Origin of the sequence: Streptomyces canus, from assembly GCF_001514145.1 — a bacterium.
GTDB classification, from domain to species: Bacteria; Actinomycetota; Actinomycetes; order Streptomycetales; family Streptomycetaceae; genus Streptomyces; species Streptomyces canus.
Genome location: NZ_KQ948670.1, coordinates 221,211 through 236,287, shown reverse-complemented (window position 1 = coordinate 236,287; position 15,077 = coordinate 221,211). Strand labels below are relative to the sequence as shown.

Here is a 15,077-nt window from a genome sequence, read left to right as displayed (position 1 = left end):
GTCCGTGTCACACGTCGATCCGACGTCCCGTGATCGTGTCCGGCTCCACACGCATCCACAGATCACGGCTCCCTCCCGCCCAGGGCTTGCTGTACGCCTGGTCCGCGAGCCGGTGTGCCTCGTCGGAGTCCGTCACGGTCCGAGCGCGTCCGCGCACCAACACGCTCCAGCCCCGGCTGAAGGCGTCATCGATGCGGTCGACCTCGAAGGCCACCTGGTGGCCGGACGCCGGCGACGGTGTCGTACCGGAGGCGGTTCGAAAGACGATGGCGCCTTCGGTGACGCTGTAGTTGACGGGAACGATGCCTGGCCCGGACTCGGTGGTCACCGCGATTCTCCCCACGCCGTGTGTTCCGAGCAGAGCTCTGCACTCGTCCGTGCTCAGCTCGGTGAACTCGGGGGCACGGGCCGCCTGTTCCAGGCCCGGAGGGAGGTCCGTGGCTGCGCCGGTGAGCTCCGGCACGGTGGTCTCCAGTGCCGCGGCCAGGCTGAGAAGTGTTCCCCGGTTCGGCGTGGCACCGGGGTTCTCCTCCAGGTGCCTCAAGTAGCCGGGCGCCAATCCCGCCTTCGCCGCCGTTTCCTGTCGGCTCAGACCGAGTTGTGCGCGACGCATGGCGAGACGGCGGCCCAGGTCGCCCAACGGCCTTTCGGCCTGCATCCGTTCGGCCATGGTCGTCACGTCCTTTCCTCAGGGTGGCCCCGGCCCGGCTGGACGCCGCCCGACGGCTCGGCGCCGATGCCGTGGCCGGTGCCAGGGAAACCCCCGAGCAGCTGAGTCCACTCGAGCGGCTGCGGAGCCCGGGCCCGGCGGTGCGGTGGGGCTTCGGCTGCCGGTGGCAGCCTGGGCGCCGTTTCCGCGCCGGATCTACCCCGCAAGTCCAGCCTGGCCCACGTGCGCGGAGACCGCTTGGGCCGGTTGGGCCCCTCTCCTGACCGACAGGGCATGTTGCCTACGGTCGTCACGAGCCGTTCGTGGGCCGACCTGGCCCGGCGGTCAGGGACTGTTCGGCCCTTCCGCGTCGTCCGTCGGCACGGCTTCGGTCTCACCAGACGCAGCACGGCCGACTCCGGCTGGTCAGCGACAGCGGCCGCCTGCTGCGGTCCCCCTGTCCACCGGTCCGGGCGTATCATCGAAAGACGCCCGCTTGTCAATGGCCCTGACCACCCACACGCCGACCGTCGGGTTTCTCCTTGTCGCAGTGGGACGACCCGTACAGCGATGCACGCGTCTCACAGGCTGCGGCAGTCATGGGCCGAACGGCCCTCTCCCCGGCCGGAAACCTGTCCCGTGCGGCCCGTGAGCGCAGCCCCCTCGGCCCATGCCGCCGCCCGTCCGGAGCTGCCACCGTCGACGGTGTGCCGACCGGAGGAGGTGCGAAGCCATGGCCCACGGCAAACGGACGAAGAAGTGGTTCTGGCGCTGGCGGAACAACCCGTTGAGGCGGCGCGAGGACATCGCCGAGGCCTGGCTCATGCTGGCACTGTGTGCACTCGTCGCGGTGGGAGGCACCGCTGCCGGCCTGGTGACAGCGCACGCCACCGACGAGACACTCGCACAGCTGCGTTCCGAACGGCGCTCCACCCACGCGGTGCTCCTCACCGACACGTCGGAGCACGTGTCGGCGGTGCGGTCGTCGGGCGACAAGGTCTCGGCCTCCGTTCGCTGGAGGACCCCCGACGGCTCCGCCCGCACCGGGCGCACCCTGACCGACACCGGGCTGAAGGCCGGAACTCCAGTCGTGGTCTGGCAGGACAGCCACGGCAAGCTGACCACCGCACCGCCGAGTGCCGGGGAAGCCGCTGTCGAGGCGGGCGTGCTGGGCACCGCCGCCGGACTCGCCCTCACCGGCGCGGTCCTCGGCGTGGGAGCCGTCGTCCGGTGGCGGCTCGACCGGCAGCGCATCGACAGCTGGGGCCGGGAGTGGGACCTGGCGGGTCCCCAGTGGGGGCACAGGACTGGATGAAGCCTCGAAATCCTCTTGAGGGGGGCACAGAACGTCATGGAACGAGCCATCGTTGCCCGTGTTCAAGGCTCGACGCACCACGAGTCAGTCGTCCGCTGGGCCCGTCAGGAAGCGACACGACGCGGACTCGCGCTCCGGGTCGTCCGCGACGGGCCGGCCGACGGGCTGAACGACGCGCAGCTGGTCGTCGCCGGCGCACGAGATCCGGACGGCGTCATGTTCCCTGCCTGCCCTGTCGTATTGGTTCCTGAGACGCCCGCCGCTCAGCGCTCCGCACTCCCCGGCGCCGAGATCGTGCTGGGCGTGGACGCCCGTGAACCCGCTCAGGCGGCTGTCGGCTTCGCCTTCGACACGGCAAGGATGCGGGGCGTGCGGCTGCGTGCCGTGCATTCCTGGAGGTTCCCTGCGTGCGCCGCCGAGTTGCGCTTCGGTGTGCCGGAGGAGGACCGGGCCACCTGGGAGGACCACGAGGTGCAGTTGCTCGCCGACGCACTGCGACCATGGCGGGAGAAGCACTCCGACGTGCACGTGCTGGAGGACGTCCGGCTGTTGCCTCCGGCCCGGGCGCTGAGCCGACGTTCCGCGAGCGCCGGGCTGGTGGTCGTGGGTTGGAGTGCGGAGCGCGAGCCGGGGCCAACCCTGCGGGCAGTCCTGGCCGAGGCCCTGTGCCCCGTTGCCGTGGTGCCCACGTAGGCAGGGCTCGGCAGGCGGCCATGGTGTCCGGAACTCGGGCACCATGGCTTCCGTCCGCTATTCACCCGCCAGCTCGGCGGCCACGTGCGCCGCCCATTCCTGGATCGCGGTGAAGTCCCTGAAGTCCCCGCCCTTCCCGGAGCGCAGGATCATCCGTGCGACAGCACCCTTCGCGCCGTCCTCCAGGCAGCCGCCGAAGGTGGTGTGCTCCCTGGCGTCGAGCCGGGTCATGACCCGTTGTACTCCCGGCACGGGCGGAATGTCCCGCTCGGAGGCCGAGGCGTCGAGCGGCCCGCTGCTGAAGAGCCAGAGCGGGCGTTCGGCGAGGTCGCGGCGGTGTCGCCGGACAAATCGGCGGGCGTCCTTGTGCCAGCGTCCGGCGTACAGTGCTCCGCCGACCACGACGGCGTCGTACGCGGACACGCTCGCCACCGACCGGGCGGGCAGCACGTCCACGGTCAGCCCGTCCTTGTGCAGGACCTCGCCGATGGTCTCTGCCACCTGCGCGGTCGACCCGTTGGTCGTTCCATAAGCCACCAGCACCTTGCCGATCATGCCGGTCATGGTGGTCCGCCTCCTCTCACAGCTTGCGCGGCCGGTCGTCGGCCACGCCGTACAGGACTTGCTCGTCGGTCATCACCTCCTTGGGCGAGCAAGGTGTGGCCCCGAGGGCCGGGTGGGCGCGGTGTCCATCACGGGCGTCGTCCCCTCCAAGACTCTCGGCACTTCGAGCATCCAGCGGTTCGGCGAGGGGGCCCATGGGCTGTCCGGGGCGCCTCGGGGGCCGATCGGCCCCATGTTTCGCGCCGGTCGTCCCTGGTGCGGAGGAGGAGACCGGTGATCGGCGGCACCGGTCTCCCGTCCGGGTGGGTCAGTCGTCGAAGATGCAGGCCTGGCTGATCCCTTCCGTGGTTGTCTCACGGTTCAGGACCACGGCGAGGTTCGTGCGCCACCAGGTGGGCTCGTGATCGCAGGCAAGTGGGGCCGATGCGGCCGAAGCCGTCGATGCCGACGCGCATGGCCATGGCATTGGCTTCCTCTCGGAGGCAGGGTGTTCAGGCGTTCCAGGCCCAGTCCGCGACCTCGGGCAGGTCGGTGCCGTGTTCGCGGATCCACGCATGGTGGCGGGTGCGCGCGTCGGCCATCTGCTGACGCAGGGCGGCGGCACGGACGGCGAGGCCGGGGACGCGGTCGATGACGTCCATGACCAGGCGGTAGCGGTCGAGGTCGTTGCGGACGACCATGTCGAAGGGGGTGGTCGTGGTGCCGGACTCCTTGTAGCCGCGCACATGCAGGTTCTTGTGACCGGTGCGGCGGTAGCTGAGGCGGTGGATGAGCCAGGGGTAGCCGTGGTAGGCGAAGATCACCGGCTTGTCGGTGGTGAACAGGCCGTCGTACTCGAAGTCACTCATTCCGTGCGGGTGTTCCTCGCGGGGCAGCAGCCGGGTCATGTCGACGACGTTGACCACGCGGACGGCGAGGTCGGGCAGGTGGCGGCGCAGCAGCTGGGCGGCGGCCAGCACCTCCTGCGTGGGTACGTCACCGGCGCAGGCCAGGACGGCGTCGGGTTCGTGGGAGCCGTCTTCGGTGCCCGCCCAGTCCCAGATCCCGGCCCCGCGGGCGCAGTGGGCGCGGGCCTGGTCCATCGACAGCCAGTCGAAGCAGGGCTGCTTGCCGGCGACGACGACATTGACGTAGTCGCGGCTGCGCAGCACGTGATCCGCCACGGAGAGCAGGGTGTTGGCGTCCGGCGGCAGATAGACGCGGACGACCTCGGGGCTCTTGTTGAGGACGTGGTCGACGAAGCCGGGGTCCTGGTGGGAGAAGCCGTTGTGGTCCTGGCGCCAGACGTGCGAGGTCAGCAGGTAGTTGAGGGAGGCGATGGGAGCGCGCCAGGCCAACTCCCGTGATGTCTTCAGCCATTTGATGTGCTGGTTGACCATGGAGTCGACGATGTGGACGAAGGCTTCGTAGCAGGAGAACAGTCCGTGTCGCCCGGTGAGGAGGTAGCCCTCCAGCCAGCCCTGGCAGGTGTGTTCGGAGAGGATCTCCATCACCCGGCCGTGCCGTTCGAGGTGTTCGTCGACCGGGAGCAGCTCGGCCTGCCAGGCCTTGCCGCTGGCGTTGAAGACGGCCTGGAGGCGGTTGGAGGCGGTCTCGTCGGGGCCGACGACACGGAAGTCCCGGCGGGCCGAGGTGTCGTGCATGACCTGTTCGAGGAGGTCGCCGAGGACCCTGGTCGGTTCGTGCAGAGTGGTGCCCGGCTTGTCGACGGGTACGGCGAAGCGGTCGAGAACCGGGACGGGCAGCTCGCGTACGAGCAGGCCTCCGTTGGCGTGCGGACTGGAACCGAGGCGCTTGGTGCCCTCGGGCACGCAGGCGAGGACGTCCGCCACGGGGCGGCCGTCGGTGTCGAAGAGCTGCTGCGGGTGGTACGACCGCAGCCAGGCCTCCAACTGCCGCAGGTGCTCGGGGTTTTCGCGCACGTTGGCCAGCGGGACCTGGTGGGCACGCCAGGTGCCCTCGACGGGCACGCCGTCCACCTCCGCCGGGCCCGTCCATCCCTTGGGTGTGCGCAGCACGATGACGGGCCAGTGCACCCGCTCGCTCACGCCGTTCTCGCGGGCCGTCCGCTGCATCACCCCGATCCGGTCCAGGGCCTGGTCGAAGGCGTGCGCCATGGCACGGTGGACGGTCATCGGGTCGTCGCCGGTGACATGGATCGGGTCGTGGCCGTAGCCGCGCAGCAGCGCGTCGAGTTCGGACTCCGGCAGGCGGGCGAGCACGGCCGGGTTCGCGATCTTGTAACCGTTGAGGTGGAGGATCGGCAGGACCGCGCCGTCGTGCACCGGGTCGAGGAACTTGTTGGAGTGCCAGGCGGCGGCGAGCGGCCCGGTCTCCGCCTCGCCGTCGCCGATCACACAGGCGACCAGCAGGTCCGGGTTGTCGAAGGCCGCTCCGTACGCGTGCGAGAGGGAGTAGCCGAGCTCACCGCCCTCATGGATCGACCCCGGGGTCTCCGGGGCGACATGGCTGGGCACCCCGCCCGGGAAGGAGAACTGCCGGAACAATCGCTCCATCCCCTGCCCGTCGCGCGGTACGTCCGGGTAGGTCTCGCTGTAGCTGCCCTCCAGCCAGGAATTGGCGAGGACCGACGGCCCGCCGTGCCCCGGACCCCACACGCACAGCGCGTCGAGCCCGCGCGCCTTGATCACGCGGTTGAGGTGGGTGTGGACGAGGTTCAGTCCGGGCGAGGTGCCCCAGTGTCCGAGCAGCCGGGGCTTGATGTGCTCCGGCTTCAGGGGCTCGGTCAGCAGCGGGTTGGCCATCAGGTAGATCTGCCCGGCGGCCAGGTAGTTGGCGGCCCGCCAGTGCGCGTCCAGGGTGCGCAGTTCGTCGTCGGAAAGTACGGTGGCGTCCTGGTGTTCGACGCGTTGTGCCTCGGACATGGGATGGCTCCGTGTGTAGGTCATCGGGCGGTGGAGGCGGCATGGCCGGCAAGGCCGCGGCGAGGGTGCCGCGCAAGTCGTACGAAAAGGAACTGCTGCGTCTTCAGACGGAGTTGGTGAGGCTTCAGGAGTGGGTGCGGGCCGAGGGCGCCCGAGTGGTCGTCGTGTTCGAGGGGCGGGACGCGGCGGGCAAGGGCGGCACCATCAAGCGGGTCGCCGAGCATCTCAACCCCCGCGTCGCCCGGATCGCGGCGCTCCCCAAACCGACCGAGCGCGAGCGCACCCAGTGGTACTTCCAGCGGTACGTCGAGCATCTGCCGGCCGCCGGAGAGATCGTGCTGTTCGACCGGTCCTGGTACAACCGGGCCGGGGTCGAGCATGTGATGGGCTTCTGCACCAGGGAGGAGTACCAGCTCTTCCTGAGGCAATGCCCGATCTTCGAGCGGATGCTGGTCGAAGCGGGGATCGTGCTGCGCAAGTACTGGTTCTCGGTGAGCGACACCGAGCAGCAGGAGCGGTTCCGCAAGCGGCTGGAGGATCCGCTGCGACGCTGGAAGCTCTCGCCGATGGACCTGGAGTCGATCACCCACTGGGAGGCGTACTCGCGGGCCAAGGACGAGATGATGGTGCACACCGACATCTCCGAGGCGCCGTGGTACGTCGTGGAGAGCGACGACAAGCGGCGGGCGCGCTTGAACATGATCTCCCACCTGTTGGGTTCGCTGCCGTACCGCGATGTGCCGCCGCCGGTGCTGGAGCTGCCGGTGCGCCCGGAGTCGACCGGCTACGAGCGCCCGCCGCGCGATCTGCAGACCTTCGTCCCCGACCACGCGGCGAGCCTCTGAGCAGCCGGTCACCACGGTCGCCGTCGCCACGATCACCATCGTCACACCGGTTCGGGCACGACGGCGACCGGGCAGTCGGAGTGGTGCAGTACCCCATGGGCCACGCGGCCCAGCTGGAGCCCGAAGTGCCGCGGGCGGCGCCTGGCCCCGATGATCAGGAGGTCGGCGTCGCGCGAGGCCTCCACCAGGACGGTCCTGGCGTGGCCCTCCACGGTGCGCCGACGCACCACGACATCGTCGGGAGCCTCCTTGAGTGCGGCTTCCAGCGCGTCCACCGCGTGCTGCTCGTGCAGCCGGGCGGGTTCACCGGCGAGCAGCGGGTGATCCGTGGTCTCGTGCGCGGGGCACCGCCAGGCCTGTACGGCCTCCAGTACGGCGCCTCGTCGCCGCGCCTCCTCGAAGGCGAAGCGCATCGTCGCCGGGGCGGCCGGAGTGTCGCCGACGCCGACGACGACGCGGCCATGCCGTCCGGGGCGGTCCCGGTCGTCCTGGTCGCCGCGCACCACGATCATCGGGCAGTGCGCGTGCCCGGCCACGGTCAGGCTCACAGAACCCAGCAGGGCGCCGGCAAGGCCGCCGCGGCCCCGGGTGCCCGTCACCAGCAGGGCGGCCCGGCGGCTCTCGCGCACCAGCGTGTACTCGGGCTCCTCGGGCAGCACCTCGGTGGAGATCTTCACGTCGGCCCGGCGCAGGGAGGCTCGCCGGGCGGCGGCCGCCACGATGTCCTCGGCCCGCACCTGTTCGGACGGCCGGCCCAGGTCCTCGGCGGGCCGGGAGCCCTCGTACCGCTCCCACAGCGAGGCGTACACCACGCGCAACGGCAGCCCGCGCAGGGCGGCCTCGTCGGCCGCCCAGTCGACGGCCCGCAGTCCGGGCTCGGAGCCGTCGACCCCGACGACGACCGGCAGGTCCATCGCCCTCACCGTCCCACGCCGAGGTCGAAGACGATCCGGGCCTTGACCTGGCCGCGCAGGACGTCGTCCATGGACTCGTTCACGCTCGCCAGCGGGCGGGTCTCGTGAATGACCCGGGTACGGCCGGCGGCGTGCAGCTGGAACACCTCGGCGAGGTCCTGCCGGGTGCCGACGATCGAACCGATCACGCTCGTGCCGTTCAGGACGGTGTCGAAGATCGGGACCTGGATCGTGCCGTGTGCGGGCAGGGCGACCATGACGAGCTTGCCGCCGCGCCGCAGCCCGGAGTTGACCGCGGTGAACGCTTCCTCGTTCACCGCGAGCGCGATCGCCGCGTGGGCGCCGCCGTACCGCTTGAGCACCTCGGCCACGTCGTCCTTGCGAGCGTCGATCACCACGTCCGCGCCGAGCTCGGCGGCGAGTTCCAGCTTCTCGTCGGTGACGTCGATCGCCGCGACCTGCGCCCCGGCGATCTTGGCGTACTGCACGGCCAGGTGACCGAGTCCGCCGACGCCGGAGACCGCGACGAGCTGCGCGGGCCGGACACCGGCAACCTTGAGCGCCTTGTACGTCGTCACGCCGGCGCAGGTCAGCGGGGCGGCGTCGAAGGCCGTGACGCCGTGCGGCACCGGCTGCGCGAAGTCGGCCCAGGCCAGCATCTTCTCGGCGTACCCGCCGTCACAGCCGTAGCCGGTGTTGATCTGCCGCTCGCACAGCGTCTCCCAGCCGGACAGGCACTGTTCGCACCGCCCGCACGCCTTGCCCAGCCAGGGCACGGCGACCCGCTGCCCGACGCTCAGGTGGGTGACACCCTCGCCGAGCTTCTCGACCAGGCCGACGCCCTCGTGACCGGGGACGAACGGCGGTGTCGGCTTGACGGGCCAGTCGCCCCGGGCGGCGTGGATGTCGGTGTGGCACAGCCCGGAGGCCTCGACGCGGACGCGGACCTGGCCGGGGCCGGGCTCGGGGTCGGGCCGGTCCTCGATGACCAGAGGTTCGCCGAAGGCTCGTACGACCGCTGCCTTCATGGTGTCTGCTCCTTGGGGTGAAGGTCAGTTGTGCGGGACGACGGCGACGGGGGCGGCGGAGTGGTGCAGGACCGTGTGGGTGACCGAGCCGATATGGGCGCCGAACGGGCTGCGGCGGATGCGCCGTCCCACGACGACCAGTGAGGCCTCGCGGGAGGCGTCGACGACGTGGTTGCCGGGGCTGCCGTAGGAGGACTCCTCGCTGACCTCGACGTCCGGGAACTTCTTGCGCCACGGGAGCAGGACCTCGGCCAGGGCGGTGGTCTCGGAACGGGCCAGTTCTCCGTGGAGTTCCAGGTCGACGGAGAGCCCGTAGGCGTAGTACGGCGGTGGGTTCCAGCCGTGGACCACGCGCAGGGATGTGGTCCGGCGGACGGCGGCCGCGAACGCGAAGGCGATCAGCTCCTCGTCGGGGCTCTCGACGTCGAGGCCGAGGACGACGGGGCGGAACGGGGCTGCGGCGGACGGGATGCCGACCGGGTCCATCTCGTGCTCGTCGGCAGCCTGTTCGCCGGCCCTCACCAGCACGACCGGCCGCTCGGAATGCGCCACGACGGACAGACCGACGGAGCCGACCATGAACCCGCCGATTCCGCTCAGCCCACGGGAGCCCAGGACCAGCAGCTCGGCGTCCTTCGCCGCACCCGCCAGCGCCTCGGCGGGCCGACCGGACAACTGCTCGGTGATCACCTCGAGGCCGGGGTGGCGCAGTCGGATGCCTTCCGCTGTCTCCCGGGTTGTCCGCTCGGTCCAGTGCTGGTGGGTCTCGGGACCGAGCAGCGGCGCCTGGGCCATGGGCGCCGGCACCGGCTCCCAGACCTGGACCAACTTCAGCGGCAGGCCGAGCAGTTGTGCTTCACGGGCGGCCCACTCGGCCGCCGCGCGGCTCTCGGGCGAGCCGTCGAGGCCGGTGGTGAGGGTACGGGTCATGATCTCCACCTTCTGGATCGGGGTGTCCCGCTCCGAGCTTTGCCTTCGGACGCGGGCCCCGGCAGGGGCCACAGGTCCCTGCCGGGGGCCGACCGGCCCTGGCGGTGTCGACGTGGTGCGGCTCCCGCGCTCGACGCAGCCAGCGGCCGCGACGAACCAGCGGGGGCTTGACCCAGACCTGGCCGAGGTTGAAGGTGTCGCCGCCGGAGGCGGCGGAGGCGGCCAGGGCGATCAGGGCGACGGCGTAGATGAGGTGGTGGTCCGCGAAGGGGTTCGTCGACAGGCTCGGTGAACCGTCGGAGAGCACAGAATGGTCGATCAGTTCCTGTGCCCGTATCTGTTCGGCGAGTTCCTCACGGTCGCGGATCTGGGTTGCGTTGCCGCGCGCTTCAGCGGGGCGTCGGTCTGCAGGCCGACAAGCAGTTCGCGGTCGCGGTCGAGGTGACCGGAGACGTGCGCGGTGATCGCGGAGGGCACGGCGGTGTCGAGGTCGAGGACACCTCTGCGCCCATGCCCTCGCCGGACGCCCCCTCCTCCCACGCCCAGATGGTGATCCGCCTCGGGTACGGCCCCTGGGACCGGCTTCAGCCCGCACCAACAAGGCCATGCCGTTCTCGGAAGAGGCTTGACCGGCTGCACCGCTGTCAGACGCGAGCGAGTTCCGCGGCCCCGAACGAGACGTCGAAACGGTCGCACCAAATGCTCACGCTGTTGTAGCTCGACGGATCCACGCCCCTGGGCAGGGCGTAGTTCTGGCTTCCCTTGTTGCCTTTGAGCTTGCCCAGGCTGACGTACTTCCCGTCGTCGAAGACATGCCAGCCCGCCTCCCCCTCCTTCACAGGAGCGTCGGTCAGCAAGACACGCAGGTCCGGTCCGTTGCTGGTGTCGAGGTTCTCCACCCGGACTACGTGGGAACCATCGGCCAGCCGTATGAGCTGCACCGTGCCCGAGGTCGCATGCTCGTGGCTGATCAGCTCACCCGTTGCCAACGTCTGCGGATCGGTGGCCGAGGGCCGCTCGGAGGGCTTGTACGAGGGCGCCTCGGCAGGTGGAGCAGAAGTCGCCACCACCCCGGGCAGGGCCTCCTCCACGGTCTTGTCCTGCCACAGCTTCCACGGCTGGAACCAGTACAGACCGAAGCCGACCCCGCCGACCGCCGCCACCAACACCGCGATGACCAGCGGCCTGGTCAGTACCTTGCGCCCGCGCCCCATCCCTACCTCGTCTCCTGGGAGGTGCTTGTCCGCCCATTCAACGGCGACGGGCGGCCGTCCCGAACCCCGCAGGTGATGACGGAATCCTTACGGCGTGCGACACAGGCGAGCGGCGGCGATGATCATCGCGGGGCCGGTGTTCGGTGCGGCCGGGACAATGGCCGCCGTCGGTGTGGTCATCGGCGGCCCGGTCGCGGTGGAGCAGGTCGGCGGTGAGGGCCCCGGTGAGCAGGGCCCAGGTCGCAGCGGCGGGGCCGGCCTGGTGCCGACCGAACAGCGGACGAACGGTCGGCCGTGCTGCGCGGTCGAGGTGCGTCAGGCGAGGGCGAGGAAGAGTTTCTCGAGTTCGGCTTCGCTCATCGGGGGTGTGTCCTCGTCGGCGGCGGTCATGCATTGGCGCATGCCACTGGCGACGATTTTGAAGCCGGCGCGGTCCAGGGCGCGGGAGACGGCGGCGAGCTGAGTGACGACGTCCTTGCAGTCGCGGCCGGCCTCGATCATGGCGATGACACCGGCGAGCTGTCCCTGGGCGCGACGGAGGCGGTTGAGTACGGCGGTGCTGGCTTCCTCGTCGACCTTCACGGGCGGCTCCTCCTTGCGGGTTACTTACGGCCGATCGTACCCCCTGGGGTATCGGTGGACCGGCCCGGGCGGGACCGGGGCCACCGGGACGGGATCGGTCAGTCGTGGGAGAAACGGATGTCGGGCAGGACCCTGCGCAGCCACGCGGGACTCCACCACGCGGCACGGCCGGTGACGCGGAGCAGGGCGGGGAGCAGAACGAGTCGGATGAGGAAGGCGTCGAGGAGGACGGCGGCGCCGAGGACGATGCCCATCTCCTTGGGCGGGAGCGGTTCGGCGAGGGCGAAGGTGAAGAACACGGCGACCATGACGCCCGCCGCCGCGAAGATGACGCGGCCGGAGTGAGCGAGAGCGGCGGTCATGGCCTTACGGGGGTCGCCCGTGTGCTCGAAGTGCTCCTTGGCGGAGGAGAGCAGGAAGACGGTGTAGTCCATCGCGATGGCGAAGATCATCGCGAAGAAGAAGACCGGGCCCCAGCCGTCCAGGAAGCCCTGCGGGTCGAAGCCGAGCAGCCCGGAGCCGTGGCCGTCCTGGAAGATCAGCCGGGCGACGCCGAAGGCGGCGGCGGTGGCGAGGAGATTGGTGAGCACCCCGAGGGCCGCGATCAGGGGGGCCTGGAGGGCGATGAGCAGCAGGACGAAGCCGAGGGCCAGGATGACGCCGATGACCAGCGGGGCCTTGTCGTCCAGGGCCTGCTTGAGGTCGAGGTTCTCCACGGCCGCGCCGCCGACCGACGCCGGGGTGGGGAGTTCGGTCCGGAGGGTCTTGACGGTATGACTCAATGACGCGTCGGAGGGGTCGACCGAGGGCATGGCCTGGATCAGGCTCCAGTGCGAGCCGTCGGCGGCCGGCTGGGCGGGCAGGACGACGGCGATGCCGTCGGTGGTGGCGAGGGTGCGGGCTGTGGCCTGCGCCTGTGCGGTGGGCGTGATGATCTGGAGCATGCCGGGGGCGCCCTTGCCGAGGGCCTGCTGCACCATCTCGTAGCCCTGCCGTGAGCTGTCGGCGGCGGGGACGACGGTGATGGACGGCATGGCGGTCTTCAGCCCGAACGCCGGGACCGCGAGCGCGACCAGGACCAGCACCACGGGCACCCCGTAGCGCAGCGGGTGACGCCACAGCCGCTCGCCCCAGGCGCCGAAGCGCGGGGAGACGACCTGGTCGCTGCGGGTCCGGGGCAGGGCGAGCTTGTTGACGCGCGGGCCCAGCCTGCCGAGGACGGCGGGCAGCAGGGTCAGAGTGGCGGCGAGCACGAAGACGACGGAGAGCATGATGCCGACGGACATGGTGCGGACCGCCGGGGCGGGCACGAGCATCACGGCGGAGAGGCTGACGAGCACGGTCAGTCCCGACAGCAGGACGGCCTTGCCCGCGGTGTCCATGGTCTCCTCCACCGCGCGGCGTGGGTCGCCGTGGCGGGCGAGGGCGCCGCGGAAGCGGATGACGAGGAAGAGCGCGTAGTCGATACCGAGCGCCAGGGCGAACATCAGAGCGAAGTCCATGGCCCAGATGGAGATCGGCGTGACATGGCTGATCAGGACCAACGAGCCCACGGAGGCGGCCAGCCCGGCCATGGTGAGCAGCAGAGGGAGGCCGGCGGCGACGAGCGAGCCGAAGGCGATCACCAGGACGACCAGGATGACCGGCCAGGACAAGATCTCGGCGTGGATCATCGCGTCCAGGTTGGCGGTGTTGAAGTCGCTCCACAGGACGGACGCACCGGTGGCCCGCACGGCGATGCCGTCGGTGGACAGCGCGCGCAGCGGTTCCTTGAGGTCATCGGAGGCCCGCACCATGTCGTCCGGGTTGGCCTTGGCGCCGCCCAGCAGTACCGCGGTCCTGCCGTCCCGGCTGATCGTCGCCCCGGACCGGGGCTGGACGACCTCGGAGATCCGGTCGTCGGCCGTCAGCAGCTTGGTCGCCTTGGCGAGCACGCTCTGCACGGCGGGGTCGGTGACCGGCCGGTCGGCGTGGACGACGACCTGGATCGCGGTGGAGCCGGTGCCGCCGAAGTGCTGCTGGGCCAGCTCACGGACCGCGACGGACTCCGATCCGTTGCTCTGCCAGCCCGCACCGGACAGCGCGGTGGTCACCTGCGGCGCGAAGACACCGAGCGCGGCGACCACGATCACCCACCCCGCCAGCACGGTCCTGAAGCGGCTCGCTGTCCAGTCGCCGAGGCGCCCCAGCAGTCCGGGGCGGGGAGGCGGGAGGGGCGGGGCCCCGGTCTTCGGGGCGTGGTCGACGCTCGTCATGGAATCCTCCTGATATACCCCGGGGGGTAATTTGGCTGCGCCGATGAGCGTACACGATACCCGGGGGGGTATTATTGGCCGTGTTCGCACACGTGCCCATCAGTGGAGAATCCCGTGAGCTACGACCGCACCGTCCGTCTGACCAGCGGCTTCGCCGCCACGGTCGACGCCGTACGCGAAGCCCTCGCCGCCCAGGGCTTCGGCGTCCTCACCGAGATCGACGTCACGGCCACCCTCAAGGCCAAGCTCGGCCACGACATGGAGGACTACCTGATCCTCGGCGCCTGCAACCCCTCCCTGGCCCACCGCGCCATCGATGCCGACCGCGCGATCGGCGTGCTGCTGCCCTGCAACGTCGTCGTACGGCGAGAGGGCGACCACACGATCGTCCAGGCTCTCGACCCGAACACCATGGTCACTCTCACCGGCCTGCCCGCCCTGCAGCCCGTCGCACAGGAGGCCACCGCCCGACTGGACGCCGCTCTCGCCTCGCTCGACTGACCGCCGGCGAGATCCCCTCCTGGCGCGGCACGACCTGACGCGCCACCGCTGATTGCCTCCAGGCACGGACGGCCCTCCTCGCGGTCGTATACCTCTCGGCGAGGATCGAGCGAAGGCAAGGGCCCACGTCGGCGGCCCGAGCCGCAGGCGCCATGGCGCATTTCGGCCGCCGCACCGGTTCGGTGAGTGATCGCGTCCCGCCTACGCGGCGGGGAACCGCCCCAAGCGCGAGGAACTCCGGTACCGGATCATCGAGGTCATCGGCGTCGACATTCGCCAGCGCGGCACCGCCGCCTCGCTGTGTGCCCGAAGTCACGGTCCGCCGATGAGCACGCGGCGGTGGGGCCCTCTTCACCACGATCGCTGGCCGGTCGCTCTCCCACGACCAGCACCCGGCACGACCTCCTGGCCGTGCACAGCAGCGCGCGCCAGGGTAGCCGGGCGGCGAGGAGCGGCCCGTACGCCGACGACCGCGAGCGCCACGATGATGGCGGCGGGGGTGCCGGGGCCGACGTGCGGCTCCCCATGGCCGTACAGCGGCGGCCGGCTGGCATGACGCTTTACGTAGCGGTGTTCCAGGACGGTGCCGATCACAGCCGCCGTCGCGACGAGCAGCGCTGCGGCGAGGGGAGAGGCCGGATGAGACGCCGGTGAGCCTTGACGTCAGCGATTCGTCATTTCTCCCGGTTTCTGGCGCGCGCA

The 15,077-nt window shown here is 70.8% G+C and carries 13 protein-coding genes; 4 read left to right on the top strand and 9 right to left on the bottom strand.

Annotated elements, in window-relative coordinates; translation table 11 throughout:
- Window positions 1–7: 7 nt before the first annotated feature.
- Window positions 8–679 (bottom strand): helix-turn-helix domain-containing protein, encoded by a 672-nt coding sequence (locus AQJ46_RS37940; protein ID WP_059209881.1) that lies wholly within the window; start codon window positions 677–679, stop codon window positions 8–10.
- Window positions 680–1,382: 703 nt separating this feature from the next.
- Here AQJ46_RS37940 and AQJ46_RS37935 point away from each other — a divergent pair.
- Together AQJ46_RS37935 and AQJ46_RS37930 are read left to right on the top strand one after the other, a co-directional pair.
- The gene (locus tag AQJ46_RS37935; RefSeq protein WP_059209880.1) at window positions 1,383–1,964 is read left to right on the top strand and encodes an Rv1733c family protein; all 582 of its coding nucleotides are present in this window, start codon (window positions 1,383–1,385) and stop codon (window positions 1,962–1,964) included.
- A gap of 36 nt (window positions 1,965–2,000) precedes the next feature.
- Window positions 2,001–2,657 carry a universal stress protein gene (locus AQJ46_RS37930; protein ID WP_107117400.1) on the top strand — a complete coding sequence of 219 codons (657 nt, stop codon included), beginning with the start codon at window positions 2,001–2,003 and terminating at the stop codon, window positions 2,655–2,657.
- 57 nt (window positions 2,658–2,714) lie between these two features.
- On the opposite strand, the gene AQJ46_RS37925 is transcribed toward AQJ46_RS37930, so the two are convergent.
- Together AQJ46_RS37925 and AQJ46_RS37920 are read right to left on the bottom strand one after the other, a co-directional pair.
- Window positions 2,715–3,212 (bottom strand): flavodoxin domain-containing protein, encoded by a 498-nt coding sequence (locus AQJ46_RS37925; protein WP_057614060.1) that lies wholly within the window; start codon window positions 3,210–3,212, stop codon window positions 2,715–2,717.
- 500 nt (window positions 3,213–3,712) lie between these two features.
- Window positions 3,713–6,106, bottom strand: coding sequence for a phosphoketolase family protein (locus AQJ46_RS37920; RefSeq protein ID WP_059209879.1), 2,394 nt, complete (start codon window positions 6,104–6,106; stop codon window positions 3,713–3,715).
- A gap of 41 nt (window positions 6,107–6,147) precedes the next feature.
- On the opposite strand from AQJ46_RS37920, the gene ppk2 reads away from it, so the two are divergent.
- On the top strand, window positions 6,148–6,951 hold the full coding sequence (gene ppk2, locus AQJ46_RS37915; RefSeq protein WP_059209878.1) for a polyphosphate kinase 2: 804 nt from the start codon (window positions 6,148–6,150) through the stop codon (window positions 6,949–6,951).
- Window positions 6,952–6,992: 41 nt separating this feature from the next.
- Here ppk2 and AQJ46_RS37910 read toward each other — a convergent pair whose 3' ends face one another.
- The 6 genes from AQJ46_RS37910 to AQJ46_RS37885 form a co-directional block, all read right to left on the bottom strand.
- Window positions 6,993–7,865, bottom strand: coding sequence for a universal stress protein (locus tag AQJ46_RS37910; protein WP_059209877.1), 873 nt, complete (start codon window positions 7,863–7,865; stop codon window positions 6,993–6,995).
- A 5-nt stretch (window positions 7,866–7,870) separates the two neighbouring features.
- On the bottom strand, window positions 7,871–8,893 hold the full coding sequence (locus AQJ46_RS37905; RefSeq protein ID WP_059209876.1) for a zinc-dependent alcohol dehydrogenase: 1,023 nt from the start codon (window positions 8,891–8,893) through the stop codon (window positions 7,871–7,873).
- 24 nt (window positions 8,894–8,917) lie between these two features.
- Window positions 8,918–9,823 (bottom strand): universal stress protein, encoded by a 906-nt coding sequence (locus AQJ46_RS37900; RefSeq protein WP_059209875.1) that lies wholly within the window; start codon window positions 9,821–9,823, stop codon window positions 8,918–8,920.
- Window positions 9,824–10,467: 644 nt separating this feature from the next.
- Window positions 10,468–11,037 (bottom strand): DM13 domain-containing protein, encoded by a 570-nt coding sequence (locus AQJ46_RS37895; RefSeq protein WP_059209874.1) that lies wholly within the window; start codon window positions 11,035–11,037, stop codon window positions 10,468–10,470.
- A 315-nt stretch (window positions 11,038–11,352) separates the two neighbouring features.
- Window positions 11,353–11,619 (bottom strand): metal-sensitive transcriptional regulator, encoded by a 267-nt coding sequence (locus AQJ46_RS37890; RefSeq protein ID WP_057613992.1) that lies wholly within the window; start codon window positions 11,617–11,619, stop codon window positions 11,353–11,355.
- Between the two features lie 98 nt (window positions 11,620–11,717).
- Window positions 11,718–13,874, bottom strand: coding sequence for an MMPL family transporter (locus AQJ46_RS37885; protein ID WP_059209873.1), 2,157 nt, complete (start codon window positions 13,872–13,874; stop codon window positions 11,718–11,720).
- A gap of 114 nt (window positions 13,875–13,988) precedes the next feature.
- Here AQJ46_RS37885 and AQJ46_RS37880 point away from each other — a divergent pair, with 114 nt between their 5' ends.
- Window positions 13,989–14,375 (top strand): DUF302 domain-containing protein, encoded by a 387-nt coding sequence (locus AQJ46_RS37880; protein WP_059209872.1) that lies wholly within the window; start codon window positions 13,989–13,991, stop codon window positions 14,373–14,375.
- The last annotated feature ends 702 nt before the right edge of the window (window positions 14,376–15,077 follow it).